General features: G+C 68.7%; 20 protein-coding genes. 5 read left to right on the plus strand and 15 right to left on the minus strand.

Annotated elements, in window-relative coordinates; translation table 11 throughout:
• The first annotated feature begins 146 nt into the window (after positions 1 to 146).
• Positions 147 to 815, plus strand: coding sequence for an outer membrane lipoprotein carrier protein LolA (locus tag K2R93_06040; GenBank protein MBY0489382.1), 669 nt, complete (start codon positions 147 to 149; stop codon positions 813 to 815).
• An 8-nt stretch (positions 816 to 823) separates the two neighbouring features.
• On the opposite strand, the gene K2R93_06045 is transcribed toward K2R93_06040, so the two are convergent.
• The 5 genes from K2R93_06045 to prfA all read right to left on the minus strand — a co-directional run bounded on the left by K2R93_06045 (position 824) and on the right by prfA (position 5,570).
• Positions 824 to 2,467, minus strand: a complete 1,644-nt coding sequence (locus K2R93_06045; protein MBY0489383.1) for a S41 family peptidase — start codon at positions 2,465 to 2,467, stop codon at positions 824 to 826.
• On the minus strand, positions 2,460 to 3,170 hold the full coding sequence (tmk, locus tag K2R93_06050) for a dTMP kinase (GenBank protein ID MBY0489384.1): 711 nt from the start codon (positions 3,168 to 3,170) through the stop codon (positions 2,460 to 2,462). The genes K2R93_06045 and tmk overlap by 8 nt, the downstream gene beginning before the upstream one ends.
• A gap of 10 nt (positions 3,171 to 3,180) precedes the next feature.
• Positions 3,181 to 3,531 carry a YlbF family regulator gene (locus K2R93_06055; GenBank protein MBY0489385.1) on the minus strand — a complete coding sequence of 117 codons (351 nt, stop codon included), beginning with the start codon at positions 3,529 to 3,531 and terminating at the stop codon, positions 3,181 to 3,183.
• 64 nt (positions 3,532 to 3,595) lie between these two features.
• Positions 3,596 to 4,507 carry a peptide chain release factor N(5)-glutamine methyltransferase gene (prmC, locus tag K2R93_06060; GenBank protein ID MBY0489386.1) on the minus strand — a complete coding sequence of 304 codons (912 nt, stop codon included), beginning with the start codon at positions 4,505 to 4,507 and terminating at the stop codon, positions 3,596 to 3,598.
• Complete coding sequence (gene prfA, locus K2R93_06065) at positions 4,500 to 5,570, minus strand: peptide chain release factor 1 (protein ID MBY0489387.1); 1,071 nt, start codon at positions 5,568 to 5,570, stop codon at positions 4,500 to 4,502. The genes prmC and prfA overlap by 8 nt, the downstream gene beginning before the upstream one ends.
• 315 nt (positions 5,571 to 5,885) lie before the next feature.
• Here prfA and K2R93_06070 point away from each other — a divergent pair, with 315 nt between their 5' ends.
• Genes K2R93_06070 through K2R93_06085 form a run of 4 tightly spaced genes read left to right on the plus strand, consistent with a single transcriptional unit; the run spans position 5,886 to position 9,274 of the window.
• Positions 5,886 to 6,575, plus strand: coding sequence for a Crp/Fnr family transcriptional regulator (locus K2R93_06070; protein MBY0489388.1), 690 nt, complete (start codon positions 5,886 to 5,888; stop codon positions 6,573 to 6,575).
• Positions 6,576 to 6,591: 16 nt separating this feature from the next.
• The gene (locus tag K2R93_06075) at positions 6,592 to 7,479 is read left to right on the plus strand and encodes a hypothetical protein (GenBank protein ID MBY0489389.1); all 888 of its coding nucleotides are present in this window, start codon (positions 6,592 to 6,594) and stop codon (positions 7,477 to 7,479) included.
• 45 nt (positions 7,480 to 7,524) lie between these two features.
• The gene (locus K2R93_06080) at positions 7,525 to 8,082 is read left to right on the plus strand and encodes a sigma-70 family RNA polymerase sigma factor (protein ID MBY0489390.1); all 558 of its coding nucleotides are present in this window, start codon (positions 7,525 to 7,527) and stop codon (positions 8,080 to 8,082) included.
• Positions 8,075 to 9,274 carry a hypothetical protein gene (locus tag K2R93_06085; protein ID MBY0489391.1) on the plus strand — a complete coding sequence of 400 codons (1,200 nt, stop codon included), beginning with the start codon at positions 8,075 to 8,077 and terminating at the stop codon, positions 9,272 to 9,274. The genes K2R93_06080 and K2R93_06085 overlap by 8 nt, the downstream gene beginning before the upstream one ends.
• 18 nt (positions 9,275 to 9,292) lie before the next feature.
• Here the strand turns inward: K2R93_06085 and K2R93_06090 are convergent, their stop codons facing one another.
• From K2R93_06090 to K2R93_06135, 10 genes are all read right to left on the minus strand, one after another.
• Positions 9,293 to 10,951, minus strand: coding sequence for a hydantoinase B/oxoprolinase family protein (locus tag K2R93_06090; GenBank protein MBY0489392.1), 1,659 nt, complete (start codon positions 10,949 to 10,951; stop codon positions 9,293 to 9,295).
• Positions 10,864 to 11,568, minus strand: coding sequence for a hypothetical protein (locus K2R93_06095; GenBank protein ID MBY0489393.1), 705 nt, complete (start codon positions 11,566 to 11,568; stop codon positions 10,864 to 10,866). The genes K2R93_06090 and K2R93_06095 overlap by 88 nt, the downstream gene beginning before the upstream one ends.
• Positions 11,565 to 13,520 carry a hydantoinase/oxoprolinase family protein gene (locus K2R93_06100; protein ID MBY0489394.1) on the minus strand — a complete coding sequence of 652 codons (1,956 nt, stop codon included), beginning with the start codon at positions 13,518 to 13,520 and terminating at the stop codon, positions 11,565 to 11,567. Before K2R93_06100 ends, K2R93_06095 begins: the two co-directional genes overlap by 4 nt.
• Positions 13,517 to 14,821 carry a DUF4105 domain-containing protein gene (locus tag K2R93_06105; protein MBY0489395.1) on the minus strand — a complete coding sequence of 435 codons (1,305 nt, stop codon included), beginning with the start codon at positions 14,819 to 14,821 and terminating at the stop codon, positions 13,517 to 13,519. Before K2R93_06105 ends, K2R93_06100 begins: the two co-directional genes overlap by 4 nt.
• Positions 14,821 to 15,825, minus strand: coding sequence for a Gfo/Idh/MocA family oxidoreductase (locus K2R93_06110; protein MBY0489396.1), 1,005 nt, complete (start codon positions 15,823 to 15,825; stop codon positions 14,821 to 14,823). Before K2R93_06110 ends, K2R93_06105 begins: the two co-directional genes overlap by 1 nt.
• A gap of 23 nt (positions 15,826 to 15,848) precedes the next feature.
• Positions 15,849 to 17,201 (minus strand): SpoIID/LytB domain-containing protein, encoded by a 1,353-nt coding sequence (locus K2R93_06115; GenBank protein ID MBY0489397.1) that lies wholly within the window; start codon positions 17,199 to 17,201, stop codon positions 15,849 to 15,851.
• A gap of 13 nt (positions 17,202 to 17,214) precedes the next feature.
• Entirely contained in the window at positions 17,215 to 18,528 is a 1,314-nt protein-coding gene (hemL, locus tag K2R93_06120) for a glutamate-1-semialdehyde 2,1-aminomutase (GenBank protein ID MBY0489398.1), read from the minus strand.
• Positions 18,525 to 19,946: a 30S ribosomal protein S12 methylthiotransferase RimO gene (gene rimO, locus K2R93_06125; GenBank protein MBY0489399.1), complete on the minus strand. Its 1,422-nt coding sequence runs from the start codon at positions 19,944 to 19,946 to the stop codon at positions 18,525 to 18,527. The genes hemL and rimO overlap by 4 nt, the downstream gene beginning before the upstream one ends.
• A gap of 6 nt (positions 19,947 to 19,952) precedes the next feature.
• Positions 19,953 to 20,453: a YajQ family cyclic di-GMP-binding protein gene (locus tag K2R93_06130; protein MBY0489400.1), complete on the minus strand. Its 501-nt coding sequence runs from the start codon at positions 20,451 to 20,453 to the stop codon at positions 19,953 to 19,955.
• Between the two features lie 70 nt (positions 20,454 to 20,523).
• Positions 20,524 to 21,384, minus strand: a complete 861-nt coding sequence (locus K2R93_06135; GenBank protein MBY0489401.1) for an RNA polymerase sigma factor RpoD/SigA — start codon at positions 21,382 to 21,384, stop codon at positions 20,524 to 20,526.
• Between the last annotated feature and the right edge of the window lie 161 nt (positions 21,385 to 21,545).

Genomic DNA, 21,545 nt, shown 5'->3' on the forward strand with positions numbered 1-21,545 from the left:
CACTCTTTGGCGAGCACCTCAGATGTGCTACGCCGCGACCAGCCGGGGGAAGGCCTTTCTCATTTCAACTTGGATGTGATCAGTTCAGCGACCTTCAGGGAACGCACCAGAGCCAGTCGGGTGTACCACCAACCATGATGCATGCCATGAAACCCGCCACGCTGGTGACCGCGCTCACCATCGCCGCCGCACCGACGCTTGTGCGTGCGCAGAGTGCCGACGCCGCGTATGAGAGGGTCGCGAAGGCGTGGGCGAGCACGAAGACGCTCGACGCGAACTTCGAGCAAAAGATTACGAACCCCGTGCTTGGCAAGACGGCCACCTCGCGCGGTCGCTTCCTGCAGCAGCGCCCCGGGAAGGTGTCCATCACCTTCACCGATCCCGCCGGCGATCAGATCGTGGACGACGGCAAGCATCTGTGGGTGTATCTCCCGAGCAGTGCGCCGGGTCAGGTGCTCAAGCTGCCGAGTGATGCGGATGGGGCGATTGTCGCCGATCTGCTCGGGCAGTTGCTCGACACGCCCAAAAAGGCGTTCACCATTTCGGGCGGCGAAAGCAGCACGATCGATGGCAAGAGCACGAAGCGGGTGCAGCTGGTGCCGAAGGCAGCGAACACCGTGCCCTTCAGCAGGGCCGTGCTATGGCTCGATGACGCGAGCGCGCGGCCGGTGCGCGTGCAGGTGATCGACGGTCAGGGGATCGATCGCACCATCACGCTCACCACCTGGGTGCCCGACGCCGCGCTGCCGGCGAACGCGTTTTCCTTCAAGGTCCCGAAGGGCGCCAAGGTCTCCACCAAGTTGCCCGGGCAGTAACGCGGGACTCAGGGCGTCGTCGGCACGCTCACCGTGCGGCGCTCGAGACCGCCGAACACATCGCGAGGGGTACGCGCCCCCTGCAGCACCTGCACGGCGCGCTGGAGGGCGAGGTCGTCCTGCGTGCGGCGCAGGAACTCGGCGTCGGCGCCGAACGCGATGCGCGTCATTTCGTAACCGAGCGAGCGCGAGATCCACGGCGTGGCCGCGTCGAAAATCGCGCGCGGCGGAGCAACCTTCCGGGCGACCAGGTCGGCAAAGACTGCGTCGAGCATCGCCGGCGTCACCGGATCGCCGGGCCCCTTGAGCGTGCGCTTGAGCTTCTGGGCTTCGGTCGAGATCGCGTCGCGATACTCCCCAACATGCTTGCCCATGGCGCGCGCGAGCGCCTGCACCGGTGCCGGCGTGACGGTGTCGCCCACGATCACATCGGGCGTAATCCCGCCGCCGCCAAAGACCGTGCGGCCGTTGTCGGTGCGGAAGCGCGGCTTGATCGTGTCGGGCACTGTGAGCTTGCCGGTGTCCGGCTCCTCATCGCGATCGTGCGCCGGCGGGCGATTGATGCTGCGCCCCACCGGCGTGTACCAGCGGGCGATGGTCAGCCGCAGGCCACCGCCCGACGTGAGCGGATACACGTTCTGTGCACTGCCCTTCCCGAAGCTCGTGACACCCAGCACCACCGCGCGGTCGTGATCCTGCAACGCACCGGCCACGATCTCGCTGGCGCTCGCGCTGGAGCGATCGACCAGCACCGCCAGGGGCAGCGTGGGCCAGCGCTGCGGCTGGGAATCCGTGAAGACCTGCGGCGCCGACCCCGGGCGACCGCGCAGCTGCACGATGCTCTGCCCGCGATCGAGGAAGAGCTCGGCCACGCCCACGCCCTGCTCCAGCAATCCGCCGGGATTGCCACGCAGATCGAGCGCGAGCGAGCGCGCGCCCAGCTTCACGAGCGAATCCACCGCGTTGCTCACTTCCGCGGCCGTCTCGGCGCTGAAGACGTTCACGTCCACGTAGCCCACACCGTTCGGCAGCAGCGCGATGCGCTGCACCGCGCGCAGATGCACCTTGTCGCGCGTGAGCGTGAACGTCTGGCGCTGATCGCCGCGCTCCACGGTGAAGGTCACCGTGCTGCCGGGCGCGCCACGCAGCGCGCGCGAGGTTTCATCGCGCGTCCAATTGCGCGTACTCTCCTTGCCCACCATCACGATGCGATCGCCGGCCATGACCCCGGCCTGCTCGGACGGTCCGCCCAGCACCGGTTCGATCACGACCGGCCAGCCGTCGCGAATATCCACCTGAATGCCGATCCCGGCGTATGTGCCGCTGATCTGCTCGTTCAGGCGACGCATGCGCTCGTCGGTGAGGAACGTGGTGTACGGGTCCTGCAGCTCGCGCAGCATGCCGGTCACCGCCTTCGCGTAGATCGAGTCGGGACCGATCGAATCGACGTATTTGCGCGACACGGCCGCGACGACCTGATCGAACAGGCGCGCGCCACCCAGGGGCGAACGCGACGGCTGGGCCGCCGCCGTGAGATCACGACCGGCCCACCAGCCGCCGAGCGACAGCAGGCCCACAAACACGACCGCGGCCACGATGCCCCGCACGCGACGGCGCGGCGGACGTGGGGCGTCGGGAAGCACTTCAGGCATAGGGATCGTCCAGCAGGGCCGTGGCGGCCAGGGCAAAGCGTTCCGGCCAGCGCTTGACCAGGACCTCCACGCACCGCGTCGTCACGGCGTCGGGGTCCACGTGCGCGCTGACATCGACCACCGGGCCAATCTCAGGATGCTGTTGTTGCCACGCGGGTTCGAGCGCGGCCGTGAAGGCGTCGCGCACGCGCGTGTGAAAGGCGGCGTCTTCACGCTCGAGCCGATCGGCCGCACCGCGCGCCTGCATGCGGGCCATGGCCACATCCAGCGGCACGGAGAGCAAGAGCGTGAGATCCGGCGCCAACCCACCGGTCGCGACTGCGTTCGCCGCACGCAGCGCCTCGATCGGCAGCCCGCGGCCGGCGCCCTGATACGCATACGTGGAGAGCAGGAAGCGATCGACCAGCACGATCGCACCGCTCGCCAGCGCCGGCTCGATCACTTCGCGTACCAGCTGCGCGCGCGACGCCGCGAAGAGCAGCGCCTCGGCCTCCGGCGCCAGCTGCGACTGCGGGTCGAGCAGCAGTTTGCGGATGGCGTCGCCCGCCGACGTGCCACCCGGCTCGCGCACGGGCACGACCTCATGCCCGAGCGCGTGCAACATGGCCGTGAGCTTCTCCCACTGCGTCGTCTTGCCGACGCCTTCCCCGCCTTCAAGCGCGAGAAAGAGGCCGCGACGCGGGCTCCCCACCGTGTCCGTCATGCCGCGTGAATCAGGCGAGAATGATCGGGCTCGTCGCGCCCTGGCGGATGCCGTCGGCAATCCACTGGTTCACGCGCAGCATGAGCTTGTCGAAGTTGTCCTGCGCCGAGATCGCGGCCTGATACGCCGGGTTCACCTGCACCTGCTGCAGGAGCGCGTCAAGCTGCTGCTCCATCTCCGGCGTCGGCTCCTCGCCCCGGTCGATCAGCTGCTGCGCGCTGGTGCGGATGGCTTCCATCTGCCGCAACACCTGCGTGGCCTCGCGATCGTTGTTGAGCGCCTCGCTCGAGCGCTTCACGGCCTTGTATTCATCACTCTGGCCGATCGTGCGGCCGAGGTCCTTCGCCTTGTCTTCCAGCATGATATCGGCCTCCTCGGCCGTGCTCAGGGATCCCCTGCGGGATCGTCGACGTCGACGGAACTGCTCAGGATGTCCACCGGGCGACCAGCACCCGGTCGCGACCCGCCAGATCCCGCACGAGTCGCACCTCGTCGTACCCCTGTGCGCGCGCCAGATCGGCGGTACGCACGGCGCGGGTGGCGTCGAGTTCCAGCACCAGCCACCCACCCGGCTCCAGGACGGCCGGCGCGCCGGCCAGAAGAGCCTCATAACGCGCCATGCCGTCCCGGTCGGCGAACAGCGCCACCGGCGGTTCCCACGCCCGGACGCTCGCCGGCAGGGCGGGCGCCTCGGTATAGGCAATGTATGGCGGGTTCGAGACAATCACACGGGCCCCGGCCCCGCCCGGTTTCAGGGTGGCCACGGGGGCCAGATCGGCACCCGCGCGGAACTCGACCGGCGTCGCCGGCGCCACGGCCTCCGCGTTGGCCTGCGCCACCGCCAGCGCGTCCTGCGACACGTCGGTGGCAATCACCCGAGTAAAGCGTCCCTCGGTCGCCAGCGCGAGGGCAATCGCCCCGGACCCGGTCCCGATGTCTACGGCCACGCCGCCCGGTGTGCCGGCGGTGACCCGCAGCGCCTCCTCCACCACGATCTCCGTCTCCGGTCGCGGAATGAGCACGCGCGCGTCCACCGCCAGCACCAGATCGCGGAAGGCCGCCCGTCCGACGCAGTAGGCGAGCGGCTCCCCCTGCCCCCGCCGTGCGGCAGCCCGCTGCACCGCCTGAACCTCGTCGGCCGTGAGCTGGTCCCCGAGCGCACTCCGGCGGAGCACGTCGCCGGGCGCCACATCGAGCACGCCGGCCACCAGCAGCTGCGCTTCGCGCAGGGCATCGGCGCGCACCTCGGGCTCCAGTCGCTCCGCTGCCGCCAACGTGGTCGACACGGCCTGCACCAGCGCCCGCATCGGCAGCACGCCGAGCGGTGCGTCAGGCACTGAGTTTCTCTTCGGCGTTCGCGAGCGCGAGGGCGTCGAGGAATTCGGTGAGATCACCATTCATCACGCGATCGATGTCGTACAACGTCACGCCGACGCGATGATCCGTCACGCGCCCCTGCGGGAAGTTGTACGTGCGGATCTTGGCCGACCGGTCGCCGGTGCTGACCTGCGATTTGCGCATGCGCGAGCGCTCGGCTTCCTGCTCGGCCAGTCGCAAGTCGAGCAGGCGGGCGCGCAGCACCTGCATCGCCTTGATCTTGTTCTGCAGCTGCGACTTCTGGTCCTGCTGCGACACCACGATGCCGGTGGGAATGTGCGTGATGCGCACGGCCGAGTCGGTGGTATTCACGCTCTGGCCGCCGGGGCCCGACGAGCGGAAGACATCGATGCGCAGGTCCTTGTCTTCGATCTTGAGATCGAGCTCTTCCGCCTCCGGGAGTACCGCCACGGTGGCCGCCGAGGTGTGAATACGCCCCTGCGTTTCGGTGGCCGGGACGCGCTGCACGCGATGCACGCCCGATTCCCAGCGCAGCACGCCAAAGACGCCGTCGCCGGTGACCTTGAAGACCGACTCCTTGATGCCGCCCAGGCTGCCTTCGGAATACGAGATGGGCTCGATCTTCCAGCCGCGGCGTTCGATGAAGCGGGAGTACATGCGCGCCAGATCGCCGGCGAAGAGGCCGGCTTCATCGCCACCGGTGCCGGCGCGGATTTCCACGATGGCCGGGCGATCATCAAGGGGATCGCGCGGAATGAGAAGCGGCAGGAGCTCCTTCTCGAGCGTTACGCACTCGGCCTCGAGTCGTTCGACCTCCGCTTTCGCTTCCGCCGCGAAATCGGGGTCATCGCCGTTCGCGAGGTCTTTCGCATCGGCCAACTCCTGCTCGGCTTTGTGCAGGCGCTGGACCTTGGCCACGACCTGCGCGAGGCGATGGTGCTCGCGACCGAGTTCAGCCAGCCGCGGGGCGTCCTTCGTCGTCTCGGGATCGGCCAGCAGCTGCTCCACTTCGGTGGCGCGTGTCAGCGCCTCGGCCATACGGTCGCGAAGGTGGCTCAGCATGTCATCGGGGAATTTCGGTGATACTGGTCACTGCGGGCACGTGACCTGCGTCGATAGGATTCGCGCGGGTCGGAAACCACTGACCGCGGCCGCGGACCTGTGGGGCTGGTGCGGGTATCACCGAAAGATAACCGAGACCAACCAGCACAGGGACCGGGACGCCAGTTCGCTGATGGCCGGAGGCGGCTTTGCCGCTCGCTGGTCCCGCACTTCCACCGTACCTTCTGGGTGTTCGGCCAACGCCGGGCTCCCGCCGACCTGAGGGAACCCATGGTGACATTCGGCACGCCCCCTCTCCGCTTCACGCCTCCGACGATGAGCGTGTCGCTCGACCGTATTACCGACTTCCTGCAGACGGTCCCGCTCTTCCGGGAACTGGACCGTCCGTCCGTGCGTGGCTTCGCCGAGCTGACGCGCGAGCAGCGCTTTGCGAAGAACTCGATGATCGTCACCGAGGGCGACGCCGGGGATGCGCTGTTCGTGGTGCGCGCGGGTGAGGTGAAGGTGGTACTCGTGGGCGACGACGGCCGCGAGGTCATTCTCAACGTGCTGACCGTTGGTGATCACTTTGGCGAGCTCGCGCTGATCGACGGGCGCCCGCGCTCGGCGCACGTGGTCGCCACACAGCCGTCCATCCTGCTGGTACTGCGCCGGGCCGATTTCCGCCGCCAGGTGGAGCAGAATCCGCAGGTCGCGTGGATGCTCATGGTGGAGCTCTCGCGCCGCCTGCGGCAGGCCGACGGCACCATCGGCAGCCTGGTGCTGCTCGATGTGCCGGGGCGTGTGGCCAAGGTGCTGCTTGAACATGCGACGCCGGGTGAACCGGCCACGCTGGTGAAGCAGCTCACGCACCAGACGATGGCCCACATGATCGGCGCCAGCCGCGAGACGGTCTCGCGCGCGATGGCGGAGTTCCAGGAGAAAGGATTGATCTCGGTGCAACGGCGCGTCGTGACGATCACCAACCGACAGGCGCTCGAAGCGCGCGCCCGTCCGAAACTCTGATCCACGATTGACGCCTATGGGGACGTCCCCGCGGGTCCGCATTCGTTTCTGGGGCACGCGGGGCACCTGCCCGTCGCCGGGGCCGCGGACGGTCCGGTACGGTGGCAACACGCCGTGCGTGGAAGTCCGCCCGACCCACGCACACGCCGACGATCCGATCATCGTCCTCGACGCCGGGTCGGGCATTCGCCTGCTGGGGCAGTACCTCATGCAGCATGGCGAATCACAACGCGCGATTCACGTGTTTCTGTCGCACCGGCACCTGGATCATGTGCAAGGGCTGGCGCACTTCGGGCCGCTCTTCGGGCGCGCGCGTGCCATCCAGATCTGCTGCGGCGACAGCGAACACGACACGGTCCCAGCCTTCGTGTCGAGCCTGGTGGCGCCACCCATGTTTCCGCACGTCGAAGGGCTCGCGCGCGCGATCGAGACCTGCGAATGGCCCTACGGCAACCGCATCGACGTCGGCGCGCTCTTCCTGACCCGGTATCCTGCGCGCCACCCGGGCGAAGCGGCAGTCTTCCTCGTGCAGGATGCCGAGGGACCGCTCGTGGCCTATGCCCCGGACAATGAGCTCGGCTACGCCGAGGCCGACCCGGCGCTGGCCGCGTGGCGCACCAGCCTGGCGCGGTCACTGCGCGGCGTCCCCGTGCTGATCCACGACGCCACCTATCGGGCCGACGAACTGCCGCAGCATCGCGGGTGGGGGCATTCCTCGTCGGCGGAGGCCGTCCGGTTTGCGATGGAGTGCGAGGCGCGGACGCTCGTGCTCTTCCACCATCATCCCGACCGGGATGACGAGGCGGTCGAGCGCCTGGTGGAGGCCGCACGGGAGCAGGTGCTGCAGGCCGGCGGGGCGCTCCGGGTGTTGGCGGCGTGGGAGGGGCTGGGAATCGGGGTGTAAGGTTTCCGGGCGGCGGTGCATTGTAGGGCACTCCAATGCCGACCTGTGACCATCCCTTCCCTGTCTGAGCGCGCGCGGCCCGTGCCGGCGCTGATGCCTGATCTGGTGGCCCTGCGCCAGGGCGAACCGGACGCATTGGCAGCGTGCTACTACGCCCATGCCGGACGGCTGCTGCAGGTGCTCGAGCGCTTCACCAACTCGCGCGCGGATGCGGAAGACGTCGTGCATGATGTCTTCGTGAAGCTGCCCGAGCTGGTGCGGCGCTACGATGAGCGTGGGCAGTTCAGTGGATGGATCACGCGGCTCGCCATTCGCGCGGCGCTGATGCGCGGGCGGCGCGACCGGCGGATGCTCCAGCTCGACGACGCGCGCGAGACCGCGGTCGACGACGAGGTGCGCGATGTGATCGCCCTGCGCACGGCGCACGACGCGATCGCCGCGCTGCCGGAAACGCTGCGGCATGTGCTGGTGCTGCGCGTGATGCTCGACCTGCCTCACGCCGAGATTGCGGCGCTGCTCGGCATCAGCGTGGGCACCTCGGAGGTGCGCCTGCACCGGGCCATCAAGCAACTGCGCGCGAGCGTAGGAGGCTCGCATGAGTGAACACGACCCGTTGGACACCGCCTTGCCCCCCGATCTGGCGGAGATCGAACGCCTGCTCCGCGCACCGGCGGCTGCGCCGCCGCCCGCGCTCCTCTCGCGCATTGAAGCGTCGCGCGACCTGGGGGTGGTCGTGGAGCGGATGATGCTGGCCGAAGAAGTCTTTGCGCAGCGCACGCGACAGCGGCGCCTTCTCATCAGCATGGCCTCGGCGGCGGTGCTGACGATCGGTGCGTTCGGCGCGTGGCGTGTGCTGGGGCCGCATGGGGCGCGATTTGGACCGACGGAGGAGCTGCGCGGGGCCAGCGCGGCACCGCCCGCCGCCGCAGCGCCGTCGACGGCGAGTGAGGTGTCACGCCTGCTGCAACCGTGGCCAAGCGTCGCGCATGCGCAGGCGCCGGCTCGCGGGGACGGGATCCGCGCACCGGGTGCGCCGCTCGAACCAAGTGCTCTGGCACGCGTCGCCGCCGCCTCTCGCATGTACCGGCGCATTCAACGGGCCGACAACGGACGGATCCTGAGTGACACGCGATTCGAGGTGCGCTTGGACTCGAGCGAGACCAATGGCACCGCCCGGTGGATCCTCACCACACGCATTCCAGACGACGCGGGTTCGGGGGCGATCGAAATCGACTCAATCGTGCTGGACCGACGGACACTGCTGCCGGTGCAGCGCCGACTGCATGGGCGAGGGTTCAACCGCTACTATCGGTTCACTCCGCTGCAGCTGGTCGGTACGGATACGCTCGCGGATCAGTTCTTCAACGCATCGCCACTCGCGGCGCAGCCGCTCGGGTTCTCGCCTGGCCCCCGATCGCTCTACTGGTTTAAGGCGCTCAACCCCCGTGGCACCCTGGTGCTCTCCGAGGCACATCTGGCGCTGCTCATGCGAACCTACCCGTTGTGGGTCGGGTGGAGCATGCCGATCGAGGTCCTGTCGTCGCTCCAAACGCGATACCGCGACGGCAGCACAGGGGCGATTCAACTGCGCGTCGCGTCGCTGGATACGTTGCCCACAAACGACGGCCGCGTGCCAGCGTACCGGCTCGAGATCAATTATGGAGGACGTCGACCGGAGCTCTGGTGGATCGGCGCGGCGAACGGTGAGTTGCTGCGCACGTCGCGCATGACGCCGCCCGGGCCGGTCGTTACCGAGGTCACCTCGCTGGAATCGATCCAGCCTGTGCGCCGCTGAGCGGCGGCACAGCACGCGCTACGCCGCGCCCCACCCGCCGCCGCCCGGCGTCTCGATCGTCAGCACATCCCCCGGCGCCATGGGCAGGCGCGTCTTCGCGGGCAGCAGCGCCCCATTGAGCAGGTTGCGCCCCGGCGCGCCGTCACCGCCACCGTTGGCCCCCGGTGGCGCCATCGTGCGCCGTTCGGTGAGCAGCGTGGCCGTGCACGGCACGAGCGCCTGATAGCGGCGCACCACGCCATCGCCGCCGCGATGCGTACCGACGCCACCGGTGCCGCGACGCACACTGTACTCGGTGATGCGCAGCGGATACGCTCGCTCCAAACTTTCCACCGGCGTGTTGCGCGTGTTGCTCATCCCCACATGCACCGCATCCGGGCCGGGCCCGCGCGCGCTCGCGCCCTGGCCGCCACCGAGCGTTTCGTAAAAGCTCCAGCCGGGCGCACCGAGCGTGACGTTGTTCATGGTGCCCTGCCCGGCCGCTGGAATCACGAGGTCGCTGTGGCCGGCCCGCGCGGCCGCCTGCGCCAACGCGGCAAACACCACGTCGGTGATGCGGTTCGACAGCTCCACGTTGCCCGCCGCCACGGCACTCGGCCGCTTGGCATTGGCCACGCAATCGTCGGGGATGATCATCTGCAACGCGCGCGCGACTCCGTCGTTGACCGGCACATCGTCGTCGCAGAGCACGCGCAACACGAACACCGCCGCCGCCCGCGCTACGGCGGGCGGCGCATTCACGTTCCCACGCACCGCGCCACTGGTGCCGGTGAGATCGAGGTGCAGCGTCTTGTCGGCAATGCGTGCCTGCACCACCACTGGGATGGGCGCGTCCACCACGCCGTCACCTTCCAGCGCGTCGGCGGCCGACCCTTCGGCGCCTTCTAAAAGCGCGAGGCGCGCCCGCACGCGCCGCTCGGTGTAGTCGAGCAACGCATCCACCGCCGCGCCGAGCGTCTCGGCGCCCATGCGCCGATAGAGCTGCTGCCAGCCGCGCGCGCCGGAGGCGCAGGCCGCCCGCTGCGCGCGCAGGTCCCCTTCGCGCTCTCCGGGCGTGCGGACGTTGGCGAGCACCAGCCGCATCACATCGTCGTTCGGACCGGCCGCTGTTTCGAGACGCACCGGCGGCACGATGATCCCTTCCTGAAAGAGCTCCGTCGCGCCGAAGGGCATCGAGCCAGGGCTCATGCCTCCCACATCTGCGTGATGCGCGCGAACCGCGGCGTAGCCGATGATCTGCGAGGCGTCATCGGGGTGCGCGATGACCTCCACCATCGTGAGGTCCGGCAGATGCGACCCACCGGCGGACGGATCGTTCAGCAGGAATACATCGCCCGCACGCACCCCAACGGCCCGCACCGCGGCGACGCTCTCCGGCATCGCACCCAGATGCACCGGAATGTGTGCGGCCTGCGCGACCATCCGCCCGGCGGCGTCGAAGATCGCACAGCTGGCGTCACGCCGCTCGCGGATGTTGGGCGAGATACTGCTGCGCTCGAGCAACCCGCCCATCTCCTCGGCGAGCATCGCGACGCCCTGCGAAAACACGCTGAGTTCCAGCGCATCAAACGCCGGCGTTGGCAGCGCGCTCACGGTGCCGACTCCGGCGCGTACTTCACGCCCGGGGGCGTCGGAAACCCCGCCTGAAAGAGCGTGAACTGGCAGCGCACCATCCATGCCTCCTGCAGATCGCTCATCTTCGCGCCCTTGCCCCGATTGGGCGCCATGGACAGCAGCCCCTGCGCCGACGGATGCGGCAGCGACCGCCGCACCAACTCGGGCATCGGATGCTTCTTGAAAAACACGTCCATGGTGCGGGTCGCCACGCGACCCAGCGTGACCACGCCCTTGAGCCCGTTCGCCCTGAGCTGCGTGATGTCGCGCATGATTCGCGCGAAGTTCGCCGCACTCTCGAGCTCCGTGCGCACGGGCGCGCGGAAGCTCGCGCCATCGTCGGTGGGGCAGCGATCGAACGCGTTGGTGAGCGCCACGCCGTGCACTTCAGGGAAGAATCCCTCGGCCGTCAGCTTCCCCCCATCCCATTCCACGTTGGCGACACCCGCCGGCAGCGTGGCCGCGCCAATGCGTTCGAACACCGTGTAGAGATGTCGACCGGCCGCATCACCGAAGAACGGGAAGCCGCTCTTGTCGGCCCCGCGCGGCCCCGGCGCTTCTCCCAGCACGAGTACGTGAGTCGGACCATCGAGGGGCATGAGCAGCGGGACCGGTGTCCCCAGAATGCGACCCACCGGCGCGCTGCTTCCCATCCGAGACAACAGTTCGCGAGGACTCATGCGAGCTCCATCATCCAGCCACCGATCGGCAAGGCACGCGCCGTCCAGCCGTGGGCGACACGCATCGTCGCATCCGGGAGACGCACCACGGCGTTGCCCGTAATCGTCCGCGTCATGGCGCGACCATCGTCTTCATCCAGAGGAAGCTCGCCGCCGCGTTCAGGGCGCGCCAGATTCACACGCCACGGATCACTACTGAGCGTGGTGCGCGCGCTGATGAACTCGACCGGCCGGTCGAGCGTGAAGCCGGCGCGCACCTCGTGGCGGGCCACAAATCGCGCCGCGATGTCCGAAACCTTCTCGCCTGGCGTGACCGGCACATCCAGCTCATAGCCCTGCCCCACATAGCGCGCGCGCAGCCACCAGCGTGGCGTGAACTGCGGTTCGCCGCGCGCCAACGCATTGGCGGTATCGGTGAGGAGCGTGGCGAGCGCTTCATCGCTCATGGCCTCGGCCGTGGTTACGCAGCTTTGCAACTGCTCACGGCGCTCGGGGGCCAGGGCGAGGCCCAGCGCACTCAGCACGCCGGCATGCGGTGGGACCACGACGCTACGCATGCCCAGCCGTTCCGCGAGCCCGCAGGCGTGCAACGGGCCACCACCGCCGAAGGCGATGAGCGGAATGCCGCGAGGATCAATACCGCGCTCCACGCTCACGCGTCGCAGCGCGCGCGCCATGGTGGCGTCGGCCGTGGCGATGATCGCCTCGGCGGCGCGCTCCACGCTCACGCCAAGCGGCTCGGCGATGCGCGCCACCGCCTCGCGGGCCAGCTCGCGACTGATCGTCACTCCCCCACTCCACGATCCCGCGGCGATCGTGCCGAGCACGACGTGCGCATCGGTCACGGTCGCCTGCACGCCGCCGCGGCCGTAGGCCGCGGGCCCGGGTGCCGCGCCGGCGCTCTCCGGGCCAGCGCGCAGGGCGCCACCATCGTCGAGCCACGCCAGACTGCCACCGCCCGCCGCCACCGCCTCGACCAGCACACGCGGCAGCGCGATGGGAATGCCGGCGACGCCACCGCCACGCTCCACGAGCGGTTCGCCGTCGTCGATCAGCCCCACGTCGGCACTGGTGCCCCCGATGTCGATGGTGAGCGCCCGCGGAATGCCGAGCGCGCGGGCAATCGCGTCTGCTCCGGTCACCCCCCCGGCGGGACCGGAGAGCGCGAGCGCCGCGGCGTGCGTGGCGGCATCCGCACCCGAAAGCGTCCCGCCCGCCGACGTCATGACGCGCGGCGCCGGATAGCCCGACTCGGCGAGGCGCCCCGACAGGCCCGCGAGATAGCGCCGTACACTGGGGCGGGCATACGCCTCGGCCACCGTGGTCGCCATGCGCTCGTACTCACGGATCTCGGGGAGTACCTCGTGCGAGGTGATCACATCGGTCTCGAGCCCACGCGCGGCAACGGCGGTGCGTAGTGCGGCGGCGAGCTGCCGCTCATGTTCCGGCGCGCCGTACGCATGCAGCAGTGTGATGGCCACCGTATCCGGTTCCATCGCGAGCACGGCCTCCACCACCGCCTGCGCGGCGTCGGTCGTGAGCGCCTGCAGCACCCCTTCGGGCACGATGCGCTCGGGGACCGGCACCACGCGATCGGCCGGCACGAGCGGCGCCGGATGCTGCTGCGTGAGATCGTACAGCCCGGCCCGCTCCTGCCGGCGAAGCTCCAGCACGTCGGTGAACCCCTGCGTGGCGCACGCGACCACGCGGGCGCCGCGCCGCTCGAGCAGCAGGTTGGTGACCACCGTGGTGCCATGGGCAATGTGCGCCACCGCGGGCGGGGCGATGCCCGAGACTTCGAGCGCCTGAATGACCCCCTGCGCCCGATCGGCGGGCACACTGAGCACCTTGGACGTGGAGATGGTGCCGTCTTCGTGCAGCGCCGCCAGGTCGGTGAAGGTGCCGCCGACGTCGATCCCGATGGCGACGCGCCCCTGCGCGCGCGGACTCATACGCGCCCCGGGCCCGACCGCGGCGGCAGCGCGGCATATCCCAGCGCGACGGTGACGGGGGCCATGAACATCCAGACGACGTCGTTGTGCTGATGGAAGAGCATCGGCAGATGCTGCGCGAGCAGGCCAACGAACGCGATCACCGCCGACAGCATCGCGAGCCATGTCGCGGCACGTCCCGCGCGCGAGGATCGCCCACGCGCCCACCAGAGCAGCCCCGTGAGGAGCAGCAGCGGCTGCACCTGAAAGAGCGAGAGATTGCTCCCCATATACGGTGCGTGCTTGGTTACCGTGCCGGCGAGCAACAGGGCCATGCCGAGGATCCCACCGACGACATACCACAGCGTCCCGAACGCGGTGACTACGCCGCGCGCCCCGAGGCGGCGCTCGGCGAAGAACACCGCCAGCGCCAGCACGAGACCGGCAATCAGCGCGCGCCAGCGCCACTGGGGCGGCTCACGCAGCAGCGGCGTACGTGAGGCGGCGGCAAAGAGCACCGTGTCCTGCGCAATGAGCTTCGTGCCGTCGCGCAGGGTGACGCCGGCAAAATCGGTGGCGAGCCGCTCCGGCAGAAAGTCCGACTGCCACTTGCTCAGATGCCGGTCGGCCTGCTGGCCGAGGGCCACTTCGATCCCGGCATAGATCGGGAGGTTGTCGCCGGTGATGCGCGCCGTCTCGCCGCGCCACGTGTAGTGCGTCTCCGCCGTGTCGAGTACCGGCTTGAGCGCGCCACCCAACGCCCAGTCGATCGCATCGCGCACGCGGGTCGAGCAATTGTCGTTGTAGTAGTCGTAGCGGTAGTACTTGTTGTCTTCCTGCACGTTCCAGAGCAGGAACTCCTGCAGGGCACCCTTCTGCGTATTCGTCAGTGACAGCACCTGCTTGCGGATGGAGCGATTCTGCCCCTGATACGCCGCATTGAAGGCGAAGGTGCGATAGCCCTCCATCCAATAGCGCGTGTCGCCCGTCAGAAAGCGCCCGAGGAAGTTCGGCTGATTGAAGTCGAACATCCCCCAATTGAACGCCACATCCTCGCCGGTCGACGCGTCAGCCATCGCGAGCGCGATGTGCCCGAAGCGCTCGAACACCTCGTCGCCCGGGCCGTAGGTATAGATCGCAAACGTGAGCGATTTGCCGCGTTCGGCGCGCGCGCTATCCAGCGCGGGCGACGTGCCGGGCGCGGGCGGCCGTGGCGTGCGCGGCACGTTGTCCGGGACCTGCGCCACCAACGCACTCGCGAGCAACACGAGTGGCGCGACCGTGCGCGCCAGAGTAGCCCCCACCGCACGCCAGTGGGCCATCAGAAGCGGATCTCTTTCCCGTCGTCCGCGGCCTTGTAGATGGCTTCCACCACCTTCTGCAGCTGCACCTGCTCCGACGGCAGCTCATAGGGCACCGTGCCGTTGATCATCGCCAGGAAGTGCGCGAGCTCGGCGCGATAGCTCTGCTGGAAGGCGCTCTCGCGCGACGCGGCCCCGGTGGGGGACACATCCACCGCGCGGCCATTCAGGTCCTTGATGACGCGCAGCGGCGAGAGACGGGCCGACCCGCGGGTGGCGTGCACCTCGAACCACCAGCGGTCTTCGTCATTCACGTAGCTCGACGACACATCGATGTTCACGATCAGCCCGTTCGCGCACTCGAGGAAGATCTGCATCGCATCTTCCACAGCGCTCGCCCCGCGCCCGCGCCGCATGCTCGACACCACACGCACCGGCTCCGGTTCCCCGGTGAGCCACATCGCGAGGTCCATGAGCGGGAAGCCGTGCTCGAGGAACACGCCGCCACCCGACTCCGCACGGCGCAGCCGCCAGCCGTCGGCGTTCTTCTTGACCTGCAGCGAGCCGGCGCGGATGCTCGTCACCTGGCCCAGCTCCCCGTTGCGGATGAACTGCCCGAGTGCCTGCACATCGGTGCGGAACCGATGGTTGTGCCCCACGGCCAGCACGCGTTCCGACTTTTCCGACGCCGCGAGGCAGCGCTCGATGCCGCGCGCCGACAGCGACAGCGGCCGCTCGCAGAGCACGTGCAGCTTCTTGCGCAGGGCGCTCAGGACGTGCGGCTCGTGCAGGTGATTCGGCGTGGCGATCACCACCGCGTCGAGCTCATCGCTGTCGAGCAGCTCTTCGAAGTCGGTAAAGACGTCGGGCACGCCGAAGCGATCAGCCAACGCACGGGCTTTCGCCGCGTCGTTGTCGCAGAGCGCCACGAGCTTGGCCCCGCGCATCTTCGCGAGGACGGGGATGTGCGTCAGCTGGGCGATGGCACCCATACCGACGACGGCAATGCGCACGTCGTCCTTCATTCACGCCTCCGAGGGAAAACAGGTCAGTCGGCGAAGCCGACGACGGTCCCCGGATAGTAATGGCGCAGGATCGTGCGGGCATCCGCCCCGGCCCGCGCCCGGCCGATGGCTCCCCACTGACACATCCCCACTCCGTGGCCGTTGCCGACACCGCGCAGCGTGAGCCCCGTCAGGGCGCCACGGCTGCGCGTTTCGCGCTCCACGGAAAAATACGTGCTGGGCAGCATGGCGCCACGCGCATCCCGGAGCACGTAGCGGATATCGCGGGCACTCACGGCGATGTCGCCACGGTCGGTGGCGATGACCAGCGCCGCGGCCCGGCCGCTCGGCGTCCGCTCGGGGATCCGCACGCCGGTCACGGTGACCGGGCGCGGATCACGCGACCCATTCGCCTGTAGGGCACGCCGCGCTGCCTCGGTCAGCAGCCCGGCGTCGAACTCCTGCGTCCAGCTGTTCCGAGACGAGAGGTCGCAGTACGGCTTGCCCGTGCGCGGATCGGTGTCGTCTTCGGGGTGGAGGTAGGGCTCCTCCTTCGCGTCGCGCCAGGCCTCCTTGGGACCGGCGGTCTTGCCGCCACACGACGAGAAGTAGGGCGCGTCCACCAGGAGCCCGCCAAAGCGCAGCACGAGCCCCTCCGTGGCCTGCACCGCGCCATCTACGACCGGATGCTCTGCGTCCACCCCACCGTACACCTGGCTGGTGACGCTGGCGGTGACGTGCCACCCGCTGGCGGGCACGACCGCCTCGCTCGCGGGCACGCGGATATACGTGTAGCTGCGGGCGGCGATGGCCTGCGCCTCGAGCGCCGCCTGATCGAGCGGATTGCGCGTCCCCAGCTCGAGTGGCACCACCCCGCGGAGGTACGATTCCACCGGCAGCCGATTCACCACCAGGATGCCGCTGTCCGTCGCCGTGAAGACCAGCTCCCCGCGATACCGCTTGCCGTTGTAGCGGAGAAAGCTGTCCCCATCGGACGGGCGGGCCACGAAGGGGCCGGGTCGCCACGGCGTGGCATCGTCGCCGTCACCGGCGATGCGCAGCGACGCCCCGCGCTGCTCGACGCGCCAGCGCTCCCCGCCCGCGCCGCGCACGAAGCCGGCGCGACCACCGTCTTCGTCGATCTTCCAGCGGCCCGTCGCCGTCACCGGCGCGACGGGTGCCTTGCCCTCGAGGGCGACCAACACCTGACGATCACGGGCCAGATGCCCGTTGGCTTCGCCGCGCACCACCGGCGCGGGGGCCGGCGGCGTGCCGCCAATCGGCTGCAACGACGGCGCGCAGGCCCACGAGGCCCCGGCCAGCACCACGAGCGCGCCGAACAGCCCCGGTGCCACGTGGCGGTGCCACGTGGGGGCCGATGTCGCGGCGCGCGTCATGGGGCGTGCACCCTCAGTCGCGCTCCGCTACGGCCGCGGCCATCGCGTCATCGAGGCGCGTGAGCGTCTCGGCGATTTCACTCGGGCCATGCGCCGCCGACATGAAGGCCGCTTCGAACGCGCTCGGTGCGAGGTTCACTCCGCGACGACGCGCCGCATGGAAGAAGCGCTTGAACAGCGCAACGTCGCTCAACTTGGCGTCGTCGTAGGTGCGCACCGGGCCGTGCTGGAAGAAGAAGCCCCACATGCTGCCGGCGTGGCTGGCCGTGAGCGGCACACCGTGACGCGCCGCGATGTCGCGCAAGCCCTGCACCAGATTGGCCGTCTGCGCCGTGATGCTGTCGTGCACCTCGCGCGTGAGCGCGCGCAACGTGGCGAGACCACCGGCCATGGCCAGCGGATTGCCGGAGAGCGTGCCGGCCTGGTACACCGGCCCGGTGGGCGCGATGTGCTCCATGTATTCGCGCTTGCCGCCATACGCGGCCACGGGCAGGCCGCCCCCGATCACCTTGCCGAGTGCGGTGAGATCGGGGGTCACGTTGAAGCGCTCGCGAGCGCCGCCGTAGGCAATGCGGAAGCCGGTCATAACCTCGTCAAAGACGAGCAAGGCGCCGGTTTCGTCAGCAATCTTCCGCAGGCCGGGGATGAACTCCGGCGTCGGCTCGATGAACCCGCTGTTCCCCACAATGGGCTCGAGCATGATGGCCGCGAGCGGCACCTCACGCGCGATCCTGGCCACGGCCTCCAAGTCGTTGTACGGGCAGGTGATGGTGAGGTTCGCCAGCGCCGCCGGCACCCCCGGGGAGTCGGGGAGCCCGAGCGTGGCCACACCGCTGCCAGCCTTCACGAGAAAGGCGTCGGCGTGCCCGTGATAGCACCCTTCGAACTTGAGAATGTGCTCGCGCTTCGTGATGGCGCGCGCCAACCGCGCAATGCTCATGGCCGCTTCCGTGCCGCTGCTCGTGAAGCGCACCATCTCGAGGTGCGGCATGCGGTCGGCAATGAGATCGGCCAACTCGACCTCGCGCTCGGTGGGCATCCCAAAGCTCGTGCCCAACTGCATGACGCGCGCAACCTCCTCGAGCACCACATCCGGCGCGTGGCCAAGTACGAGCGGCCCCCACGACAGCACGTAGTCGATGTACTCGTTGCCGTCGACATCCCACACGCGCGCGCCCTTGCCGCGCGCGGCCACGATCGGATCGCCACCCACCCCGCGGAACGCGCGCACCGGCGAGTTTACCCCGCCCGGAAAGCGCGTACGCGAGCGTTCCATGACCTCGCTCGAGCGCGACGTATTCGTCTGCATGGGGATCGTATCGCTCATCGACCGTAGCTCCCTACCGAAGAAAGTTCTGAAACGAGCGGCAACGAACGCCCCGCCCGCAGTGGCGGCGCGCTGGCGGGCAGGTCGGCGACCTGCCGCAGCGTGGCCGTGAAGTCGTAGTCGTCCACGACATCGTCGATGGACACGTCCAGAAACGCCCCCGGCACCATCGGCGTGGCCGCCAGCGAGGCCGGCACGTGCACATGCACCAGCCCGTCGATGTCATCGGCCTGCCATGGCGCGCGCGCGGTCCACACGCCTGGTGCGTCTCCGGCGCGCTCGAGCAGCACTCGCGCCTCGCGGCCAAGGAATCGCTCGTACCGCTCCGCCGTGATACGGCGCTGCAGCTCCTCGATGTGCGCCTTCCGCTCCTGCTTGATGCTGTCGGCCACATCGTCTTCCATGGCGAACGCGCGCGTCCCTTCCTGCGGCGAGTACGTGAAGACGCCCACGCGGTCGAACTGCAGCTCCTCGAGAAAGTCGCACAACTGCACGAAGTCGCTCTCGGTTTCGCCCGGGAAGCCCACGATGACGCTCGTGCGCACCGCGAGATCCGGCACGATGTCGCGATACAGCGCGAGCCGCTCGCGAATCGTCTTCTGCCGCTCGGGGCGGCGCATCCGCGCGAGCACGGCATCACTGCCATGCTGCATGGGCGTATCGAGGTAGCGCACGATGCGCGGATTGGCGGCGATGACCTCCAGCAGCCGCGGCGTGATGCCGGTGCTGTAGAGATACATGTTGCGGATCCACGGGATGCTCGTTTCGCGCACCAGCGCCTCGAGGAGCTCGGGGAGCCCGTTGCCATCGCGACGATCACGCCCGTAGTGCGCGAGATCCTGGGCCACGAGGTTCACTTCGCGCGCTCCCTGCACTTCCAGCAGCTGCGCCTCGCGCACCAGATCATCCACCGAGAAGCTGCGGTGCTTGCCGCGCATCAGCGGAATGGCGCAGAAGGCACAGCCGTGATCGCATCCCTCGGAGATCTTGAGGTAGCGCACATGCGCGAGGTCGCCGCTGAAGAGGCGCACGCCGGGATGCTCCACCAGCGAGCCACCAAGCAACCCGCGCTCCACCAGCTCCGGCACGATGCGATCGGTCTCGCTGTTGCCGAGGAAGACATCGACCTCGGGGAGCGCGTCGATCAGCTCGTCCTTGTGGCGCTCCACCATGCAGCCGATCGCGAAGACCGCCTGGACCTTGCCGTCGTCCTTGAGGCGCGCGGCGTCCACGATGGCTTCGATCGACTCGGCCTTGGCCGCATCGATGAAGCCGCAGGTGTTCACCAGCACGACATCCGCGTCGCGCAGATCCTGCACCGGCTCGGCGCCATGCGCGACGAGATCGGCCAGGTAGCGCTCGGAGTCGACGGTGTTCTTGTCACATCCGAGGGTGACCAGACCGAACTTGAGACTCATGACGATTTACCGGTAGTTCCCGAATTGCAGCTCGACGCCGAAGTCGCCCTTCCGCAGCAGTGCGATGGCGTCCTGCAGGGCGTCCTTGTCGGGGCTCTGCACCCGTACCTGTTCGCCCTGAATATTGGCGGTGACCTTCTTGAGTTTGGCCTCGCGAATGGCGGCCGAGACCTTCTTCGCCGTCTCGCTGTCGAGGGCCATCTTGAGCTTCACTTCCGAGCGCAGGATTTCGTGGCTGCCGGGCTTCGGATCGGTGAATTCGAGATTCTTCACCGAGATGCCGCGCTTGATGAGCTTGCCGCGGAGCACGTCGATCAGCGCGGTATGCCGCATTTCCCCTTCTGCTTCGAGCTTGATCAGGTTCTCGGCGCGTGCAAACTCGATGAGCACGTGCGAGCCCTTGAAGTCAAAGCGCTGGGCGACCTCCTTGGAGGCCTGATTGACGGCGTTGTCGACCTCCTGAAGGTCGCAGCCGGTCGTGACGTCGAATGAGTAGGTGCTGGCCATGCCTGAAAACTACACGGCCCGGCGCCCGGACGAAGCGGGCGACGGGCCGGGGGGCACCGTGGGCGGGCAATCAGCCCAGGAAGCTCTCGAGCGCCTTGGAACGGGAGACGTGCCGGAGGCGCGACAGCGCCTTCTCCTTGATCTGGCGCACGCGTTCGCGGGTGATGCCAAGCAGCGAGCCGATTTCCTCGAGCGTCATCGGCTCCGCGCCGTCGATGCCGAAGTAGAGGCGGAGGATCTTGGACTCGCGCTCCTTGAGGCTCCCCAGGCTTTCCTCGATCGCCTCGGTGAGCGCCTTCTCGAAGGTCTGCTCGTCGGGCGTGGCGTGGTTGGTGTCGGGGAGGTAGTCGAGCAGGCGGTTGTCTTCACCCGGCGTCAGCGGCGCATCCAGCGAGAGATGCACCTGCGAGATGGACATCGTCTTGGCGACTTCTTCTTCGGTGATGTCCATGCCATCGGCGATCTCGGCGTGCGTGGCTTCACGCCCGAGTTCCTGCAGCAGCGCGTTCGCGCGCTTGCCGATGCGATGCAGCGTCCCGGCGCGATTGAGCGGCACACGCACGATGCGCGACTGTTCCGCGAGCGCCTGCAGGATCGCCTGGCGGATCCACCACACGGCGTACGAGATGAACTTGATGCCCTTCGTCTCGTCGAACTTGTGGGCCGCACGGATGAGGCCGAGGTTGCCCTCGTTGATCAGGTCGGAGAGCGACACGCCCTGATTCTGGTACTTCTTCGCCACGCTGACGACGAAGCGCAGGTTGGAGCGGACCAGCTTGTCGAGCGCGTCCTGATCTCCCGTGCGAATGCGTCGCGCCAATTCGGCTTCTTCCTCGCGCGAGATCAGCGGATACGCACTGATGTCTCGCAGGTATTGATCGAGTGAGCCTTCCTCGAACGACGCTTTCTTTTTGGGAGGAGTGACAGCCATGGGCGGTGTGGCGTGTGCTGAGGGACGTCGTGCAACCGCGTGGGGAGGGAAAACGCGGTGACCTGCAAACAACGGGATCCGGCGCAACATCGACAACCGGGACCTGCAAACTGTCGCGTCGGGCTCCGTCCGGGAAGACACGCCCGCGGCAGCGACAAGAA

The sequence above is a fragment of the Gemmatimonadaceae bacterium genome (assembly GCA_019752115.1).
Lineage (GTDB): Bacteria > Gemmatimonadota > Gemmatimonadetes > Gemmatimonadales > Gemmatimonadaceae > Gemmatimonas.

Coding starts and splice junctions, on each gene's coding strand:
- K2R93_06040 (MBY0489382.1), top strand. CDS start 147: ATGAAACCCGCCACGCTGGTGACCGCGCTCACCATCGCCGCCGCACCG.
- K2R93_06045 (MBY0489383.1), bottom strand. CDS start 2,467: ATGCCTGAAGTGCTTCCCGACGCCCCACGTCCGCCGCGCCGTCGCGTG.
- tmk (MBY0489384.1), bottom strand. CDS start 3,170: ATGACGGACACGGTGGGGAGCCCGCGTCGCGGCCTCTTTCTCGCGCTT.
- K2R93_06055 (MBY0489385.1), bottom strand. CDS start 3,531: ATGCTGGAAGACAAGGCGAAGGACCTCGGCCGCACGATCGGCCAGAGT.
- prfA (MBY0489387.1), bottom strand. CDS start 5,570: ATGCTGAGCCACCTTCGCGACCGTATGGCCGAGGCGCTGACACGCGCC.
- K2R93_06070 (MBY0489388.1), top strand. CDS start 5,886: ATGAGCGTGTCGCTCGACCGTATTACCGACTTCCTGCAGACGGTCCCG.
- K2R93_06075 (MBY0489389.1), top strand. CDS start 6,592: ATGGGGACGTCCCCGCGGGTCCGCATTCGTTTCTGGGGCACGCGGGGC.
- K2R93_06085 (MBY0489391.1), top strand. CDS start 8,075: ATGAGTGAACACGACCCGTTGGACACCGCCTTGCCCCCCGATCTGGCG.
- K2R93_06090 (MBY0489392.1), bottom strand. CDS start 10,951: ATGGATGGTGCGCTGCCAGTTCACGCTCTTTCAGGCGGGGTTTCCGAC.
- K2R93_06095 (MBY0489393.1), bottom strand. CDS start 11,568: ATGAGTCCTCGCGAACTGTTGTCTCGGATGGGAAGCAGCGCGCCGGTG.
- K2R93_06100 (MBY0489394.1), bottom strand. CDS start 13,520: ATGAGTCCGCGCGCGCAGGGGCGCGTCGCCATCGGGATCGACGTCGGC.
- K2R93_06105 (MBY0489395.1), bottom strand. CDS start 14,821: ATGGCCCACTGGCGTGCGGTGGGGGCTACTCTGGCGCGCACGGTCGCG.
- K2R93_06110 (MBY0489396.1), bottom strand. CDS start 15,825: ATGAAGGACGACGTGCGCATTGCCGTCGTCGGTATGGGTGCCATCGCC.
- K2R93_06115 (MBY0489397.1), bottom strand. CDS start 17,201: ATGACGCGCGCCGCGACATCGGCCCCCACGTGGCACCGCCACGTGGCA.
- hemL (MBY0489398.1), bottom strand. CDS start 18,528: ATGAGCGATACGATCCCCATGCAGACGAATACGTCGCGCTCGAGCGAG.
- rimO (MBY0489399.1), bottom strand. CDS start 19,946: ATGAGTCTCAAGTTCGGTCTGGTCACCCTCGGATGTGACAAGAACACC.
- K2R93_06130 (MBY0489400.1), bottom strand. CDS start 20,453: ATGGCCAGCACCTACTCATTCGACGTCACGACCGGCTGCGACCTTCAG.
- K2R93_06135 (MBY0489401.1), bottom strand. CDS start 21,384: ATGGCTGTCACTCCTCCCAAAAAGAAAGCGTCGTTCGAGGAAGGCTCA.